This window comes from Caballeronia sp. SEWSISQ10-4 2 (genome assembly GCF_030464885.1).
Taxonomy (GTDB): Bacteria; Pseudomonadota; Gammaproteobacteria; order Burkholderiales; family Burkholderiaceae; genus Caballeronia.
Map to the genome: position 1 here is coordinate 1 of NZ_JALPRJ010000124.1, position 17514 is coordinate 17514.

General features: G+C 60.8%; 10 protein-coding genes. 5 read left to right on the plus strand and 5 right to left on the minus strand.

Annotation, left to right across the window (positions count from 1 at the left end):
* Positions 1-256: 256 nt before the first annotated feature.
* The 4 genes from M0D69_RS40490 to M0D69_RS40505 all read right to left on the minus strand — a co-directional run bounded on the left by M0D69_RS40490 (position 257) and on the right by M0D69_RS40505 (position 4796).
* Complete coding sequence (locus tag M0D69_RS40490; protein ID WP_301787419.1) at positions 257-994, minus strand: metallophosphoesterase; 738 nt, start codon at positions 992-994, stop codon at positions 257-259.
* Between the two features lie 155 nt (positions 995-1149).
* A complete protein-coding gene (locus tag M0D69_RS40495) occupies positions 1150-2514 on the minus strand; it encodes a cytochrome c (RefSeq protein WP_301787420.1) in 1365 nt (454 codons plus the stop codon).
* A 23-nt stretch (positions 2515-2537) separates the two neighbouring features.
* On the minus strand, positions 2538-4139 hold the full coding sequence (locus M0D69_RS40500) for a GMC family oxidoreductase (RefSeq protein ID WP_301787421.1): 1602 nt from the start codon (positions 4137-4139) through the stop codon (positions 2538-2540).
* A gap of 102 nt (positions 4140-4241) precedes the next feature.
* Positions 4242-4796: a sugar dehydrogenase complex small subunit gene (locus M0D69_RS40505; RefSeq protein WP_301787422.1), complete on the minus strand. Its 555-nt coding sequence runs from the start codon at positions 4794-4796 to the stop codon at positions 4242-4244.
* Positions 4797-5056: 260 nt separating this feature from the next.
* Here M0D69_RS40505 and M0D69_RS40510 point away from each other — a divergent pair, with 260 nt between their 5' ends.
* The 5 genes from M0D69_RS40510 (at position 5057) to glgB (ending at position 17242) form a co-directional block, all read left to right on the plus strand.
* Positions 5057-5713 (plus strand): DUF1345 domain-containing protein, encoded by a 657-nt coding sequence (locus M0D69_RS40510; RefSeq protein ID WP_301787423.1) that lies wholly within the window; start codon positions 5057-5059, stop codon positions 5711-5713.
* A gap of 409 nt (positions 5714-6122) precedes the next feature.
* On the plus strand, positions 6123-7766 hold the full coding sequence (glgA, locus tag M0D69_RS40515; protein WP_301787424.1) for a glycogen synthase GlgA: 1644 nt from the start codon (positions 6123-6125) through the stop codon (positions 7764-7766).
* Positions 7767-8158: 392 nt separating this feature from the next.
* Positions 8159-11554: an alpha-1,4-glucan--maltose-1-phosphate maltosyltransferase gene (locus M0D69_RS40520; protein WP_301787425.1), complete on the plus strand. Its 3396-nt coding sequence runs from the start codon at positions 8159-8161 to the stop codon at positions 11552-11554.
* Positions 11555-11643: 89 nt separating this feature from the next.
* Positions 11644-15033, plus strand: coding sequence for a maltose alpha-D-glucosyltransferase (gene treS / locus M0D69_RS40525; protein ID WP_301787428.1), 3390 nt, complete (start codon positions 11644-11646; stop codon positions 15031-15033).
* Entirely contained in the window at positions 15026-17242 is a 2217-nt protein-coding gene (glgB, locus tag M0D69_RS40530) for a 1,4-alpha-glucan branching protein GlgB (protein ID WP_301787426.1), read from the plus strand. The genes treS and glgB overlap by 8 nt, the downstream gene beginning before the upstream one ends.
* Before the next feature lie 90 nt (positions 17243-17332).
* On the opposite strand, the gene M0D69_RS40535 is transcribed toward glgB, so the two are convergent.
* On the minus strand, positions 17333-17514 hold a 182-nt coding region (locus M0D69_RS40535; RefSeq protein WP_301787427.1), incomplete at its 5' end, for a hypothetical protein.

Sequence of the window (17514 nt, forward strand, 5' to 3'; positions counted from 1 at the left end):
GGCGAGCACTGTGCTATCAGGTGCCAAAAACGCCGGGCCTGCACGCTGGGGACACCAACTTGCCGATTGTTGGGAGGCGTTTTCTTTGCTTCTGTTTCTTTTTCGCCGTGCCGTTGGAAAAAGAAATGAAGTGCCGCCACGCACAGTGGCTAACAGTGATAAAAAATACAGCTAACTCCCGCAGACCACCACGGCCCCACCCCCGCCCACCAGCCCCAAAAACCCCCAACCAGAACCCCGAATGCGAACGAAAACCCTATGGAAGGGTTAACTCCCGCGCCCCCTCAGCGCTCGCCCAGCCCTGTTTCACCGACCAGCGCTGCTCGGTCCCCGCCTCCACGATAGTCAACCGCCCATCGTCGGTATACGCTCCGGTATCAATAAAAATCTGCGACCCGATCTGCTTGATCGCCTTCATGGGCGTATGCCCGCAATACGTCGGCGATAACCCCCGCTGCCACGCAGGCTTACCCGTCCCCAACGCAAGCGAACGCCCCCACAACATCTGCTGCCGGACATCGTCGGGGAAATACGCCACTTCCAGATCAGCGTCACTGCCGAAAAACTCCGCGTGCAGCACGTTGAAACGCGTCGGCCCATCGCCGACAATCCGCACCAGCGGAACACTCGCCAGCTTCCCGGCAATCACCTTGAGTTGCTCGTCCGTAAGATTCGCCGCCCACGCACCGCCAATCGAATACCACATGTGGCGCTGCATCCTGCCGGCCGCGACCGCGCACAGCGCATCTTCGTGATTGCCGAGCACAGGGTAAAACCAGGGTTTATCCAGCAGATCAATGGCCGCGAGCGAATCGCTGCCGCGATCGACGAGATCGCCCACGGAAAACAAACGATCACGTGAACCGTCGAAACCGATCTCGCTAAGCAGGTAACGCAGGGCGTCGACGCAGCCGTGCAAGTCGCCAACCACAAGGTCACGGCCAATTTTGTTCGCCGGATGCCAGCAAACGACAGGGTAGGTAGAAGCAGTCATGGCAGTAATTTTAATCTTACAAAACGCGCGGTTATGCGCGCCAACTCGCTTACCATGGAGTTTATCCCTCCACATTCTGAAACGGCCAACGCTGATGTGCAATAAGACCAGGATTGCGCGGCAATAATTGCCGCGCAATCTCGATCAAAACGTACTTATTGCGGCGTCGAACGCAGTTTGGCGACCTGATCGGCGGATGTCGTCGACTGCGGATTGCCAAATGTCTTCGTCACGTAATTGCTGATGGCGGCAATCTGCTCATCGCTGAGCTCGTTCCCGAAAGCGGGCATGAAAGCCATCGAGTTTTTTGTCTCGCGGTCCACGCCGTGCAGCATGACCATCGTCAGATTATTCGCCGCCGATGCCCCCACCACGCTGTTATGAATCAGCGACGGATACGCGCCCGCCGCGTTACCGCCCCGGCCTTCGCCGGTCCAGCTATGACACGTCGCACAGTTCGCAATGAACAATTGCGCACCGTTCACGCCGCTGATCGACGTGCCGCGCATCGCGGTAATGTCCACGCTGGTCGGCTTGCCAAAGGAATCGCGTGGACGGGTGTCGCCGCCGCTCTGCGCCGGCACCGAACGCAAGTACACCACCATCGAACGCAGATCCTCGGGTGTCATGTACTGCGTGCTGTTCTGGACTACATCGGCCATCGGACCGGCCGCATTCGCCCGGCCATGCGCGACACCAGCGGCGAGATATTGCGTCAGCTCGTCGTCGGTCCATGCACCAACGCCCGCGTTTTTGTCCGGCGTGATGTTGAACGCATGCCAGCCGGACAACTCGGCGCCGCTGAAGCGTTCACTCGTTTTCAGGCCCTGAGTGAAATTGCGCGGCGTATGGCATTCCTCGCAATGCGCAAGACCGCCAACCAGATAAGCGCCGCGATTCCATTCCGCGCTCTGCTGCGGATCGGGGACGAAACGGCCTTCCTTGAAATTGAACATGTTCCAGAACACCATCAGCCAGCGCTGGTTGAACGGAAACGACAGCTCGTTGCGCGGCGGCGTGTAGTGGATCGGCGTGAGCGTATTCAGATAAGTGCGGATCGCGAGGACGTCCGAATCCGTGACCTTTGTGTATTCGGCGTACGGGAACGCCGGATACAAGCGCTCGCCGCTCTTGCCGATACCTTCGTGCATCGCGCGCACGAAATCCGCGTCGGTCCAACGGCCGATGCCGGTATCCGGATCGCTCGTGATATTGGGCGTATAGATAGTCCCGAACGGCGTGTTGATCGGCAGACCGCCTGCAAACGGACGGCCTTTGTCGGCGGTATGGCATGCCACGCAATCGCCCGCGCGCGCGAGGTACTCACCTCGTTTGATCAGCTCCGCGCCGGCCTGCGTATCGCGCTGCACGACCACGGGTTCAGCCGCGCCGTTCTGCGCCTGCGCCGATTGAATCAGCGTGTGAAAACTCACACCGGCTACGGCAAGCGCAAGCACGGCGAACGCGCCGCCGATGCGCTTGTTGAATGTCTTCGCGTCGCGAGGTTTATGGTTCTTCATCGTGGATCTCCGTCGGCGCGCAATCAAAGTTCTTTCTTCAGTTTGTCGGCGAGACGCAGCGACAACGCGGACAGCGTCAGCGTGCAATTCACCGATGCCGCCGTCGGCATCACCGCGCTCCCGGCAATGAAGAGATTCGAGTGGTCGTGCGTGCGGCATTCGGAATCCACGACGGAATCCTTCGGGTCCGCGCCCATGATGGTCGTGCCCATGATGTGGTTGTTCGGGGCGAATTTATCGTCGAAGCTAATCTCCGTGCCGCCGAACAATTCCGCGATCCGCGCATAGTGCGCACGCGTGTCCGCCGCGCTTTTCTTCACGTAGTCGTTGATCGAGTAATAGATCTCGGGCTGCGGAATGCCGAGCGAATCCTTATGATCTGAAGACGGCACCACGCGGTTCTGCGGCTCGGCCAGATGCTCGTGGAAGCTGTTGATGTTCATCGTGCGCGCGGCGCGGTCGCGGATCTGCCGGTCTAGCTCCGCCCCGGTCAAGCCCTTCGCGATCAGGTCCGCGGTCACCGACATGGTGGGCACGCCGTTCGACAAATGCAGCTTCTTCGCCGCATACTCGGAGCGGAAGGCACCATCGCGGAAATTGACGATGGAGGTCATTTCCATCGGCCCGCGGCCCGGCCACACGGGCTCGTTGGCGAGGAAGGTCACGCCGGTGCCGGGGTGGTCCATCAGGTTGCGGCCGACTTGATCCGAACTGTTGCCAATGCCGCTCTTGAACTTGTCCGACACCGACTGCAACATCAGCTTCGGTGTTTCGATACCGTTAGCCGCGAGCACAAAGAGCTTGCCCGAGACACGCGTGCTGTTGCCGTTCGGGTCTTTGTAATGGACAGCGGTGATCAAGCCTTTGTCGTCGCTTTCGATCTTGTAGACGACCGCTTGTGCGATCAGCTTTGCGCCGGCGCGCTCCGCTTTCTCTGCGTGCGTAACGCCGTTGTACATGGCGGCGATCGGACAGATCGGCATGCAGTTGTTATTGCCGCAGCAGGTCGGGCGGCTATCGTAGGGGCGGCTGTTGCGCGCGACCGGTTCCGGCACGACGTGGAATGACTGGGCGTTGAGGACATCGGAGAAACGCTGGTCCATGTAGGACAACGGAAGCATGTCCATGGGATACGGTTTGGAACGCGGCGATCCGAGATCCACGTTGTTCCCCGGACCCGACACGCCAAGCTGCACCTCGGCAGCGAAGTACCAGGGCTCGAGGATCTCGTAAGGGATCGGCCAGTCGCGGCCCACGCCGTAGAGCGTCTTCAGCTTGAAATCGGCGGGCAGCAAACGCCACGCGGCGGCGGCCCAGTGCCATGTCGTTCCGCCCACGAGCCGCAAGTATTGCGACGCGTACGGATACTCGCCTTTCTGGATCAGATAGTGGTTCTCAGGCGAATACTGTGGATGCGGAGCGTAAGGCGTAGACGGATACGGTGTAGCGAAATCGGTTTTCGCCGGCGAGTTACGAAAGTTCTCGACGATCTGCCAGCGCGGAATACGCGGCCCGGCTTCGAGCAGGATCACGGATGCGCCCGCGCTCGCGAGCTGATGCGCGACGAGACCGCCCGCAACCCCCGATCCGACGACGACCACATCGGCCGAATTCGAATTTGCCATTTGTTGTTGTCCTGTAAGGGTAGGTTTTTATCTGCTTCGGTCGCGCTGTCGAGCGGCGCGCCGGCTTAGTGCTTTTCTCGATGCGTTCTTCGATGCGTTCGTTCAGGCCGCGCCGGGCGGCTTTTGTGTCCAATAGAACGGCACGTCGCGGCAATACGACGGAATGGTCAGCACGTCGTTGACGGGATCGAACATCAGCGCCCGCTCGTAGGCCACCACGCTTATGCTCGGTGCATCGCCGACAAGACCGAGATACCACGCCCGCATGACAGCGGTGACGGTGACGGCGAGCTTGGGCATGTCGGCCTTGAGCGCCTCGGTCACCGTGTCCGACGGCACGCCGCCATGCGCCGCGAGCCAGGTATTCAGCGCGCTCACGTTGGCGACAAACTCGCTGTCCGACTTCGACAACGCGTCATACACACGCTGCGCCAGCACCGGGTCGAAGTTCGTGCGGCCGGTGAGTTTGCGTGAGAGCAGGAGGAAACCGTCGAGACCGGCGGGCGGGGTGTCGGCGAAAGCCTGGGTGAACAATGAAGGGAAACCGAAACCCGCCGAAGCGAACGCAAGCGCGACTGCGGATGCGCAGGCGCCGAGAACAAAACGCCGGCGTGTGGTCGAGTGTGTGCGCGCCATGGGGTGGTCAAATGGTGTCATGGTGTGAGATCCCAATTCGCGTTTTTCAGAGAGACGATGATTGATTGCACGTTCCGATATCGCCCGGATTATTTAGAGGCACGCCAAGCGGCGGCCAAAGTTTGCACGATGAACGCGATAAAGACCCAGGCCCGGAGCGCGCAGGAAATTGAAAGGCGCACGGGCAATAATCGCGGCACTTGAGGGTGCCGGTATCTGCGATTGGCTTTGACGATACCGCACCACGTCGGCTTACCGCCATAACCAGAGTGCTATAAAAAATGAATCTCGTTCCCCAAGTACTTCGTTATCGCCCGCGGGCAGTGATTGCCCTCGTGATTGGTGTGTTCGTGGCGCTTTTGGTTCCACATGGTTTCACGCCGGTCGCGCGCGGGCTTATCGGATGGGACAGTACCGTATGGTTGTATCTTGTGCTTATCTGGATCCGGATGGCGAGCGCAAAACAGGACAAAGTGCAGGAACTCGCCGAGCGCGAAGACGAGAACGCCGGCATGGTGTTGCTCATCATCAGCCTGGCCGCCGTAGCGAGTCTTATCGCGATCGTGTTCGAGCTGGCCGCGGCAAAGAACCTGGGCTTGCGCGGCGCGCTGTTCCACTATCTGTTGACCGCAAGCACGATGCTGGGTGCGTGGTTCCTCATCCCGACAATCTTCACGCTTCACTACGCGCGACACTACTACCAGTCTGAGGGCGACGAAACCTCGCTGAAATTTCCCGATGCCCACCTCAAGCCGGACTACTGGGACTTCCTGTATTTCTCATTCACGATCGCGGTGGCATCGCAAACTTCGGATGTCGTGCTCTGCTCCAACGAAGTCCGGCGAGCGGCACTGGCACAATCCATTTTGTCGTTCTTCTTTAATGCCGCAGTGATTGGTTTATGTGTCAACACGGCCGCGAGTTTGCTTGGACCTTGAATCGCAGGTAAAGAAAATTTTGCCGCCATCGTCATTCGATTCGGGCGTAATTACCACATCGAATAAATTAGTCTGGATGGCTGACAATTTATGGCGCTTGGTCTGAGAGCGCACAGACAGACTGGAATTTCATATAACGATTCCCGGCCACGTCATGTAAAAACGCCGCGTCCGACGCGTGCTTTTTTACACGGCCTCATTGGTCCGCTGAGCGTCCAGCTCAGCGCGTCTCAACAGACAATTGCTTCTTCCGGATTCAGCGGAATCATAAGAACTTGGCACACGCCTTGCTCTTGCTATCCGGCACTCCCTCTTCCCCCGATAAAAGCACCGGACGCACGCCCCCGCCGATCCTTCCGGCCGAGCGCATTCCCGTCGCTTTTCATCCATCAAACGCCAGGAGTCCACTTTGTCCTTGAACGTCTTGCTTGTCGCTTCAGAGGCCGTGCCGCTTGCCAAAACCGGCGGACTAGGTGACATGGTCAGCGCATACGCCGCTGCGTTGCGTGAAGCCGGAGTGGATGCCACGATCCTCATCCCGGCCTATCCGAAAGCGTTGCAGACAGTCGATGGATTGCAGAAGGTGGCTTCCGTGACGGGGCTTCCCGGCGGTGATGGCGCGTTTTATCGCGGCCGCATGCCGGACACCGGCGTGCCCGTGATCCTGCTGCGCATGGATCATTTATACGCACGCGAAGGCCTCTATCAGGACGCAAAAGGACGCGACTACGAAGACAACGCCATTCGTTTCGCATCGTTATCGGCGGCGGCGGTGAAGATCACCGAAGGCATTCGAGGACTCAAGAAGCCGGACATCGTGCATGCACACGACTGGCATTCCGGTCTCACGCCGATGCTCATGAAGGAAGCCGGTGTGCACGCAAAAAGCGTATTCACGATCCACAATCTGGCGTTCCAGGGCAACTATTCGCTCTCGCTTGGTGCAGCGCTCGGCGTGCCCGCCAAATGGCTCGCGCCCGCGCTGACGGAACCGCAGAGCATCGAATTTTATGGTGCATTGAGTCTGATGAAAGCCGGCATTGTGCATGCCGACCACGTCGCCACCGTCAGTGAAACATATGCCCGCGAAATCCTCACGCCGCGCTTCGGCCACTTGATGGAAGGTGTGCTGCAAGGTTGCGCCGGCAAGCTGTCGGGCATCATCAACGGCATCGATGTAGAGACCTGGGACCCGAAATCCGATACGCAGATTGCCCACAACTATTGTTTCGACGATATGCGCGGCAAACACGCCTGCAAGCGCGAACTGCAGCAGATGTTTGGCCTTCCCACCGATCCCTTCGCGCCAGTGATCGCGCTCGGCAGCCGGATGACATCGCAGAAAATGGCCGATGTCGCCGTGCAAGCCATTCCCGCGCTGCTGGAACAGCATCCGCGTTTGCAGATCGCCGTGCTTGGCAAGGGCGAAGCGCATATCGAAACCGCGTTTCAGCGCCTCGCGCGGACATGGCCCGATCGTGTCGGTGTCTATATAGGTTTTGACGAGCGCCGCGCGCATGTGCTGCATGCCGGTGCGGACATTCTCCTGCACGGCAGCCGGTTCGAGCCCTGCGGCCTCACGCAGATCTACGCGATGCGCTATGGCACCTTGCCCGTGGCGTCGCGTGTGGGCGGGCTGGCGGATACGATCGTGGATGCGGCCGAGGCATCGTGGTATCAGGCAGGTTTCCAGGCGTCCCCGCCCGGCGGCTTCGAAGGCGCAACGTCCTTACGCCCGGCCACGGGTTTTCTCTTCGACGGCGACCGCCCGCAAGACGTGATCGCCGCCGCCACACGCGCCATCGACGCCTTCATGCGTCCGCAACAATGGCGCACGCTCCAACGCAACGCGATGGCACGCGATTACGGCTGGAACCATGCGGTAGCGAAATATGTCCAGCTATACGCGGGTCTCACCGATGCACGTCCCGCCAAAGCGCCCTTGCGCACTCGCCGCGTGCCGGTCAAGGTTCGGGCGGTGCCGGCCGTTGCGGTGGCCGAGGCCGAGCGTCGCGAAGCGGAACAGGCGCAATTCGTCGCACGCAGCGCCTGACGTTCCACGCTGCGCCGTTCGATGGTACGGTTACACGGTTGGCCGCTCGTGGCGTTTTTGATTGCAATGCACCACGAGCGAATGTCGTCTGACCTGAACCGCATGCTGGTCTCGAACACTTGGGCAAGCTCAGGCTCCGACGCACGCCGGGAAACACGGCGAGGCCGCGGCACGCTACGTGCTGTGTCCCCTCTGCGACCCTGGCGCCGCACCGAACGGCGTATCGTCAGATGACGATGCGCGCCGCACTCGTCACCCCGGAATTGGTGCTTTGAAGACTGTCTGAGGCTCGTCTGCCGTTGCCGTTCTTGCGGTTGGTTTATTGCCTGGTTGAGCGCGATCGCGTTTTCCCGCATCCACGCCATAGCAGGACGAACTGGAAAAGACGACCGATGGAACACCATCAAATGCTTCAAGCGTATGCACCCAGAATCTATTTCATCGACCCGCTTCTCGTCGGACCATTGTCTGAGTGGTCCGCGCAATTCGAACACGCCGCGGCGCTGGGCTTCGATCACGTCCTGATCGGCGCACCGTTCCAGCCGGGCAGCAACGGCCATCGACAGGCGGTGGCCGATCATCACAAACTTCATGCTGTCTTCGAATCCAACGCGCCCGCGAGCGAAGGTTTGCGTTCGCTTGCGAGTCAGGCGAGCAAGCACGGCCTGACCTTGCTGGTGGATATCACCCTCGATCAGGTGAGCGCCGAGGGAGGGTTATTCAGGGAAAACCGTCACTGGTTCTATCCGTTCGAAGCGGCTGAAGCCCGGCTCGATCCGCGTCACGCGCCGCACGAGGAAAGCGCGGCGCATGCCAATTTCAGCGATGGCGAAGCAGCCCAGGCGCTCACCGAATGGTGGGCACACGAGTTGATGCTGCTCGCCGACGCCGGTATGGGCGGCTTTCGCTTCGAGGCGCCGCACAAGGTGCCAGCGCATGTGTGGCGCCGTCTTGGCGCGGCGGTTCGCGAACGTCATCCGCAAACGAAATGGCTCGCGTGGACGGTGGGCATCAGCCGCCAGGATCTCGCCAGCCTCGCCGATGCCGGATTTGACTCGGTGTTTTCATCGTCGAGATGGTGGGATTTTCAGAGCAACTGGCTCTTCGACGAACACGCCGCGTTGTTTCGCATTGCGCCGCCCATTGCGTTTCCCGAAGAACCCTACGGCTCGCGCCTGCTGCACGATCTCCCCGATACCGGCGACTCCTCGCTGGTCGAACGCGCCTACCGGCGCGCGCTGTACACGGCGGCGGGCATTGGCACCGGCCTGCTTGTGCCGATGGGCTTCGAATACGGCGTCACGCAACCGCTCACCTACAACCACGGCAGCGCAGAAGAATTCCGGCGCGCCAAAGAGGGGGCGCGTTTTAACGTATCGGCGGAAGTGGCCCATGCGAACTCCCTGCAACGCAACTCCGCCGCGCTCGCGAGCACCGGCGAACTGCGCGCGCTGACCGGTGCGGGCACGCCTTACGCCGCCATCCTGCGCGGCAGCGGCCCGGATCTGCGGATCGCGGGCGAAGCGGCGCTGATCGTGCTGAACCCCGATCTCACCACGCCGGTTTATATCGATACGCGCCATTTGCTGGACGGCGCGCCGGGTAACTTCACGCGGTTCCGGGCTATCGGCGAGGACAGTCCGGAAACGCCGCTGCCGCTCGAACCCTTCCTGCTGCAGCCCGGTGAAGTGCACTTGCTGCGTGGCGCCGCCGAACCGCCTGTCCTGCTGGCGCAACCGCAAGTCAAGCGCGGTGCCAAGGCCGCCGACAAGAAATCGGTGAACGAGGCGTTGCTGGCGTCGCGGGTGGCGATCGAAAGCGTGACACCTTCGGTCGATCACGGGCGCTTTCCGGCAAAGCGGATCGTGGGCGAAGCGGCTGAAATCACGGCCGCGATTTTCTCGGAGGGCCACGACAAGATCGCGGCCGCCGTGCAATGGCGCGCCGCCGATGAAACCGACTGGCACGAAACGCAAATGGTGCCGGTGCTGCCGCTCGGCAATGACCTGTGGACGACGCGCATTCCGCTCGATCGCCTCGGCCGGCATGAATTCACGGTGATCGCGTGGCGCGACGACTTCGCTTCGCTGATCGATCACATGCAGAAGAAGCTGAAGGCCGACCAGACCGTCGAACTGGAACTCGAGGAAGCGCGGCATTTGTTCGCGTTGATCCTGGCCGAAGTGAAAACCACGGAAGGCGCCGAGACGGAGCCCCTGGAAGGTATCGTCAAGCAGTTCGCCAAAGCCGATGCTGAAACGCGCCTTGCCTTGACGCTCGCGCCGGAGACGGCGCTGGCGATCGAAGCGGCGCGCCACCGGCCGTTCCTGTCGCGCGATCCGGTGACGTATCGCATCGATGCCGAACGCGCCGCCGCGCGCTTCGCAAGCTGGTACGAGATCTTCCCGCGCTCCATGAGCGACGACGAAAATCGCCACGGCACGTTTGTGGATGTGATTGGCAAGATGCCGCGTATCCGCGAGATGGGTTTCGACGTGCTCTACTTCCCGCCGATCAACCCGATCGGCATTGCAAACCGCAAGGGCAAGAACAACACGCTGACGGCGTTACCCGGCGACGTAGGCAGCCCATATGCCATCGGCGGCAAGGAAGGCGGCCATGATGCCGTGCATCCGGAACTGGGCAATCTCGACGACTTCAAGCAGATGCTGGACGCCGCCCACGCTCACGGCCTTGAAATTGCGCTCGATTTCGCCGTGCAGTGTTCGCCGAACCATCCGTGGCTGAAGGAGCATCCCACGTGGTTCGCATGGCGGCCGGACGGCACCTTGCGATACGCCGAGAACCCGCCGAAGAAGTATCAGGACATCGTGAATCCGGACTTCTACGCGCAGGACGCAAAGCCGGAACTCTGGCTGGCACTACGCGATGTATTCCTGTTCTGGATCGCGGCGGGCGTGAAGATTTTCCGCGTCGACAATCCGCACACGAAACCTTTCCCGTTCTGGGAATGGGTGATCGCCGACGTGCGCGGGCGCCATCCCGACGCCATCTTCCTGGCCGAGGCATTCACGCGTCCGCGCGTGATGAACCGCCTCGCCAAGCTCGGTTTCTCGCAGTCGTACACGTACTTCACGTGGCGCGAGTCGAAGCGCGATTTCCTGGAGTACATGCACGACCTGACGCAAACCGACGCGAAGGATTATTTCCGTCCGAACTTCTTCGTCAATACGCCCGATATCAACCCGCGTTTCCTGCAACGCTCGGGGCGCGCCGGCTTTGTGATCCGCGCCGCGCTCGCCGCGACGCTTTCCGGTTTGTGGGGCGTGTACAGCGGTTTCGAGTTATGCGAAGCGGCCGCGCTGCCGAACAGCGAGGAATATCTCGACTCGGAGAAATATCAGATCCGCGCGTGGGACTGGAACCGGCCGGGGAATATCGTCGGGGAAATCACGGCGCTGAACCGGATCAGGAAGGCGAATCCGGCGCTGCATTCGCATCTCGGCGTCAACTTCCTTCCCGCTCACAACGACAGCATCCTGTTCTTCGAGCAAGCGAATGCGGCGCGCGACAATGTCGTACTGGTCGCGATCAATCTCGATCCGTTCAACGAACAAGGCGCGGACGTGGATCTGCCGTGGCAGACGTTGAATAATTGGGGCGTGCAGGAGTGGGACGCGCTGGCCGTGGAGGACCAGATGAGCGGCGAACGTTTCGAATGGCGCGGCAGACGGCAACATATCCGCCTCGATCCCAACACGCGGCCGTTCGCGATCTGGAGAATCGCGCCGACGTGGGGATTGCCGCGCGCGCAGACGGTCATCTGACGGTCATCATCACGACGGCATCAGCCGACGTGGCAGAGAACAACTCACACAGCCGGGACAGGACACCGTCGCGGCTCAAGGAGCGACACGTGAAGCGTAACAAGAACTCGACTCTCAGCGACGATCCGCTCTGGTACAAAGACGCGATCATCTATCAGATCCATATCAAGTCTTTCTTCGATGCGAACAACGACGGCATCGGCGATTTCCCCGGCCTGCTCGCGAAACTCGATTACATCTCCGAGCTCGGCGTCGACACGATCTGGCTGTTGCCGTTCTATCCGTCGCCACGGCGTGACGACGGCTACGACATCGCCGATTACCGCAACGTGCATCCGGACTACGGCACGCTCGCCGACGTGAGGCGTTTCATTCAGGAAGCGCACGCACGCGGGATTCGCGTGATCACCGAACTGGTCATCAACCACACGTCCGATCAACACCCGTGGTTCCAGCGCGCGCGTCTGGCAAAGCCGGGCTCGAATCATCGCAACTACTATGTCTGGTCCGATACCGACAAGAAGTACGAAGACACGCGGATTATTTTCATCGATTCGGAGCCGTCCAACTGGACGCATGATCCGGTCGCGGGGCAGTACTACTGGCATCGGTTTTTCAACCACCAGCCGGATCTGAACTTCGATAACCCCGCCGTGCTAAAGGAAGTGCTGCAGGTGATGCGCTTCTGGCTGGATATGGGGATCGATGGATTGCGGCTGGACGCGGTGCCGTATCTGGTCGAACGCGAAGGCACGAATAACGAGAACCTGCCGGAAACGCACGCAATCCTGAAGCAGATTCGCGCGACCATCGACGCGGAATATCCGAACCGTATGCTGCTGGCCGAAGCGAATCAATGGCCGGAAGACGTGAAGGAATATTTCGGCGACGAAGACGAATGCCACATGGCCTTCCACTTCCCGCTGATGCCGCGCATTTATATGTCGATTGCGAGCGAAGACCGTTTCCCGATCACCGACATCATGCGGCAGACGCCGGATCTCGCGCCGACCAACCAGTGGGCGATTTTCCTGCGCAATCACGACGAACTTACGCTCGAAATGGTGACGGATTCCGAGCGCGATTATTTGTGGAACACGTACGCGAGCGACCGCCGCGCGCGGCTGAATCTCGGCATTCGCCGGCGTCTTGCGCCGCTGATGGAGCGCGACCGGCGCCGCATCGAACTGATCAATTCGCTGCTGCTGTCCATGCCCGGCACGCCCGTGATCTATTACGGCGATGAACTCGGCATGGGCGACAACATCCACCTGGGCGACCGCGACGGTGTGCGTACGCCGATGCAGTGGTCATCGGATAGGAACGGCGGGTTTTCGCGCGCCGATCCCGAGCAACTGGTGCTGCCGCCGGTCATGGGTTCGCTCTACGGGTACGACGCCGTGAACGTGGAATCGCAGAGCCGCGATCCGCACTCGCTGCTCAACTGGACCCGCAAGATGCTCACGGTGCGTCGCGGGAAACAGGCGTTCGGACGAGGCGCCATCCGCTTCCTGCGTCCGAACAACCGCAAGATCCTCGCGTATCTGCGCGAGGTCGAGGGCGAACCGCCGATCCTCTGCGTGGCGAACCTGTCGCGTGCGCCTCAGGCCGTCGAACTCGATTTGTCCGAATACGCGGGCTCGGTGCCGCTGGAAATGACTGCAGACTCCGCGTTTCCGCCGATCGGCCAGCTCACCTATTTGCTGACCTTCCCGCCGTACGGTTTCCTGTGGTTCCAGTTGTGCCCGGGCAATCAGCGTCCGGCATGGAGCCAGGCACCCTCCGAACAACTGCCCGAATTCGTGACGATGGTGATCCGCGCCGGCCAGACCGGCCCGACGCCGGAAAACGTGCGGCTGCTCGAATCGGAAGTGCTGCCGTCTTATTTGAGCAAGCGGCGCTGGTTTGCATCGAAGGACCGGAAGCTGGTTGGCGTGCGCCTCGCGGCCTTGACGACCATTCCCGAAGCGGGTTTCGCGTTCACGGAGATCGAAGCCGATGTCGGCGACCACGTCGAACGCTATGTGCTGCCGCTCACGATTGCATGGGGCACCGAAACCACCTCGCCGCTCTATATGCAGCTCGCGCTCGCGCGTGTGCGCCAGGTCCGCAATATCGGCCATATCACCGATGCCTTCGCGGTCCCGAACTTCACCTACGGCGTGCTGAAGAAGCTGTTGCAGCGGGCGGTCGTTCCCACGGTGCAGAAGAGCGAGATCCGCTTTATTCCGACCGAACGGCTCGACCAGCTCGCCTCCCATTTCAAGCCTGGGGAACCACCGCCGGAAATTCGCTGGTTAGCAGCGGAGCAAAGCAACAGCTCGCTTGTCATTGGCGATCAGATCGTGTTGAAACTGGTGCGCCGGCTGGTCGGCGGGATTCATCCGGAAGCCGAAATGAGCCGGCATCTGACGAAGATCGGTTACGAGAACACGGGGCCGCTGTTCGGGGAAGTCGTGCGGGTGGATCCGGAAGGCGTGCCGCATACGCTGTGCATCTTGCAAGGTTTCATCGACAACCAGGGAGATGCCTGGAATTACGCGCTCGATTACCTGCGCCGCACGGTGGATGAACTCGCGCTGGCCGTGGATACCGACGACCACTCGATGGATCGCGAGAAGGAAGTGCTGGGCATCGAAGGCTACAGGAAGGTCATGGGAATCATCGGGCAGCGGCTGGGCGAACTGCACGTCGCGCTCGCCCAGCCCACCGACGACCCCGCTTTTGCGCCCGAAAAGGCGTCGAAGAAGGACGTGCGCGGCTGGAACGACGGTACGCACACGCTGCTCGTCGCGGCGCTCGACATCCTGGCGGCCAAGCTTCTGGAGTTCAACGAGCATGACCGTGCGATGGCGCAGAGCCTGCTCGATCGCCGCGATCTGTTGCTTGCAGCCGTGCAAAAGCTGGTGCCGGAAAACGCCCATGCATTGCGCATCCGTATTCACGGCGACTTCCACCTGGGTCAGGTGCTGATGGCGCAGGGTGATGCTTTCCTGATCGATTTCGAAGGCGAGCCGGCGCGGCCGCTGGAGGAACGCCGCCAAAAGTCGAGCCCATTGCGGGACGTGGCCGGCTTATTGCGTTCCTTGTCGTATGCCAGCGCGGCCGCGCAACCAACGACCGGAAACGCGCCGCAGGCAACCGCCGATCGCAAGCGTGCGTTGTTCGAGCGCCTCCGCGGTCATGGCGAAGAAGCGTTCCTGATCGAATACCGCGCGGCAGTGGCGGCTTCTGCGCAACCGCTTGCCGGCGACGAAGCCACGCAGGCCGCCCTGCTCGACCTGTTCCTGATCGAGAAGGCAGCCTACGAAATCCGCTATGAAGCGGCGAACCGTCCGACCTGGATCGGCTTGCCGTTGCGTGGCCTCGCGTCGCTTGCGAGCCGCCTGCTGGGCGATACGGGCGCGCCGCCCGCGCCGGGTTCGCGGCCCGTGGACCCCGCATTCAAGGACAGCTCTGATGGAAACGAACATGAATAAGCGCACTGACGCCAGGGTGCTGACCGAAGGTTTGCATCCGCTCGATATCGACGCGCTCGTCGAAGCTCGCCATCCCGATCCGTTTTCGAAGCTCGGGCTTCATCAGACCGACGCCGGACCCGTGGTTCGCGTGCTGCTGCCGGGCGCATCTGGCGTGCAGGTGCTTGAGCGCGACAGCGGCAAAGCGCTCGGCACGCTCACGAAGATTCATCCGGCGGGGTTGTTTGTCGGGTTTATCGACGAAATGCAAGCGTATCGGTTGAATATCGATTGGCACGGCACGCCGCAGGAAGTCGCCGATACCTATTCGTTCGGCCCCGTATTAAGCGATGAAGCGCTGAACCGCATCTCGGGCGGCGATCCGTATGCGGTGATGGAATGCCTTGGCTCGCGGCCGGTCGTGCATGGTGATGTAGCCGGTGCGCGGTTTGCGGTCTGGGCGCCGAATGCGCGGCGAGTTTCTGTGGTCGGTGACTTCAACTCGTGGGACGGCCGCCGGCATCCGATGCGGCTGCGTCACAACGCCGGCATCTGGGAACTGTTTGTGCCGGGCTTGGGCGCGGGTACGCGCTACAAGTACGAGATCGTCTCGCGCGACGGCCACACCCTGCCGTTGAAAGCCGATCCGTGCGCGATGCAAAGCGAGCGGCCACCGGCGACGGCTTCTGTGGTGGCCGATGCTGATGCTATCGATGGTTACACCTGGACCGACAGCGAGTGGATGAATACGCGTGGTCCGCGGCAGACTGTCAATGCGCCTATCTCCGTGTATGAGGTTCATGCGGAATCGTGGCTGCGGGTGCCGGAGGAAGGCAACCGCGGCATGAACTGGCATGAGCTTGCCGAGCGCCTGATTCCGTATGCAAAGAGTATGGGATTCACGCATCTGGAATTCATGCCGATTGCCGAGTATCCGTTCGGCGGCTCGTGGGGCTATCAGCCGCTGGGGCAATTCGCGCCATCGGCGCGGTTCGGGACGCCTGAGCAATTTGCCGAGTTCGTGAACCGCGCGCATGAAGCCGAGCTGGGGATCATTCTCGACTGGGTGCCGGCGCATTTTCCGAACGATGCCCACGGTCTTGTCGAGTTCGACGGTACGCCGCTTTACGAGCACTCGGATCCGCGAGAGGGATACCACCAGGACTGGAACACGATGATCTATAACCTCGGCCGTAACGAGGTTAGCGCGTTCCTGGTGGCATCGGGGCTGGCATGGCTAAAGCGTTATCACGTCGATGGTTTGCGCGTGGACGCAGTGGCTTCCATGCTGTATCGCGACTATTCGCGCAAGGCTGGCGAATGGGTGCCGAATAGGTATGGCGGCCGCGAGAATCTCGAATCGATAGCATTCCTTAAGCGTCTGAATCACGAAGTCCGTCAGATTCCCGGGGCGATTACGGTTGCTGAAGAATCGACGGCGTGGCCGGGCGTGACCGCTTCGCTGGAGAGCGGTGGACTAGGGTTCGATTTCAAGTGGAACATGGGCTGGATGCACGACACGTTGCACTACATGGAAGAGGATCCGATCAATCGAAAGTATCACCACAACATGTTCACGTTCGGGATGGTCTACGCGTATTCCGAGCGATTTGTGCTGCCGCTTTCGCATGATGAAGTGGTTCATGGGAAGGGGTCGTTGATTGGCAAGATGCCGGGGGACCACTGGCAGAAGTTTGCGAATCTGCGTGCGTACCTGGGGTTCATGTGGACGCATCCGGGCAAGAAGCTGTTGTTCATGGGTGGTGAGTTTGGTCAGTTCGGCGAGTTCAATCACGATACGTCGCCGCACTGGCATTTGCTTGACGATGTGTTCCATGGCGGGTTGCAGAAGCTGGTCCGCGATTTGAACCGGGTGTATGGCGAGGAACCGGCGCTGCACAAACTTGATAGCGATCCCCGGGGTTTTGACTGGCTGATTGGCGATGACGCTGGCAATAGCGTTTTTGCGTTTCGCCGGACTGATGGTGAGGATCGTGAATGCGTGGTGATTTCGAATATGACGCCGGTGCCGCGGGTGGGGTATCGGGTGGGGTTGCCGCGCGGCGGGCGCTGGAGTGAGATCGTGAATTCGGATGCTTCGATCTATGGTGGATCGAACATGGGGAATGGGGGCGTTATTCACGCCGAGAATGTTTTTAGTCATGGGTGGGAGTGGTCCGCTGCGCTGACTTTGCCGCCGTTGGCGACGATTGTGCTGCGGGGTGATTAGCGTCGTTCGCACTCGATCCGGGGGGGCTGGTGGATGTGGGGTTAGTGGTCAGAGGTTATGCCGGGTTGCTGCTGCTTCGGCCTGCGGTCGTTATATGTTGGATGTTTTCTTTATCACTGTTAGCCACTGTGCGTGGCGGCACGTCATTTCTTTTTCCAACGGCACGGCGAAAAAGAAACGGAAGCAAAGAAAACGCCTCCCAACAATCGGCAAGTTAGTGTCCCCAGCGTGCAGGCCCGGCGTTTTTGGCACCTGATAGCACAGTGCTCGCC

What these genes read in the sequence shown, in the direction of transcription:
- M0D69_RS40490 (WP_301787419.1), bottom strand. Translation starts at nt 994, where the DNA reads ATGACTGCTTCTACCTACCCTGTCGTTTGCTGGCATCCGGCGAACAAA.
- M0D69_RS40495 (WP_301787420.1), bottom strand. Translation starts at nt 2,514, where the DNA reads ATGAAGAACCATAAACCTCGCGACGCGAAGACATTCAACAAGCGCATC.
- M0D69_RS40500 (WP_301787421.1), bottom strand. Translation starts at nt 4,139, where the DNA reads ATGGCAAATTCGAATTCGGCCGATGTGGTCGTCGTCGGATCGGGGGTT.
- M0D69_RS40505 (WP_301787422.1), bottom strand. Translation starts at nt 4,796, where the DNA reads ATGACACCATTTGACCACCCCATGGCGCGCACACACTCGACCACACGC.
- M0D69_RS40510 (WP_301787423.1), top strand. Translation starts at nt 5,057, where the DNA reads ATGAATCTCGTTCCCCAAGTACTTCGTTATCGCCCGCGGGCAGTGATT.
- M0D69_RS40520 (WP_301787425.1), top strand. Translation starts at nt 8,159, where the DNA reads ATGGAACACCATCAAATGCTTCAAGCGTATGCACCCAGAATCTATTTC.
- glgB (WP_301787426.1), top strand. Translation starts at nt 15,026, where the DNA reads ATGAATAAGCGCACTGACGCCAGGGTGCTGACCGAAGGTTTGCATCCG.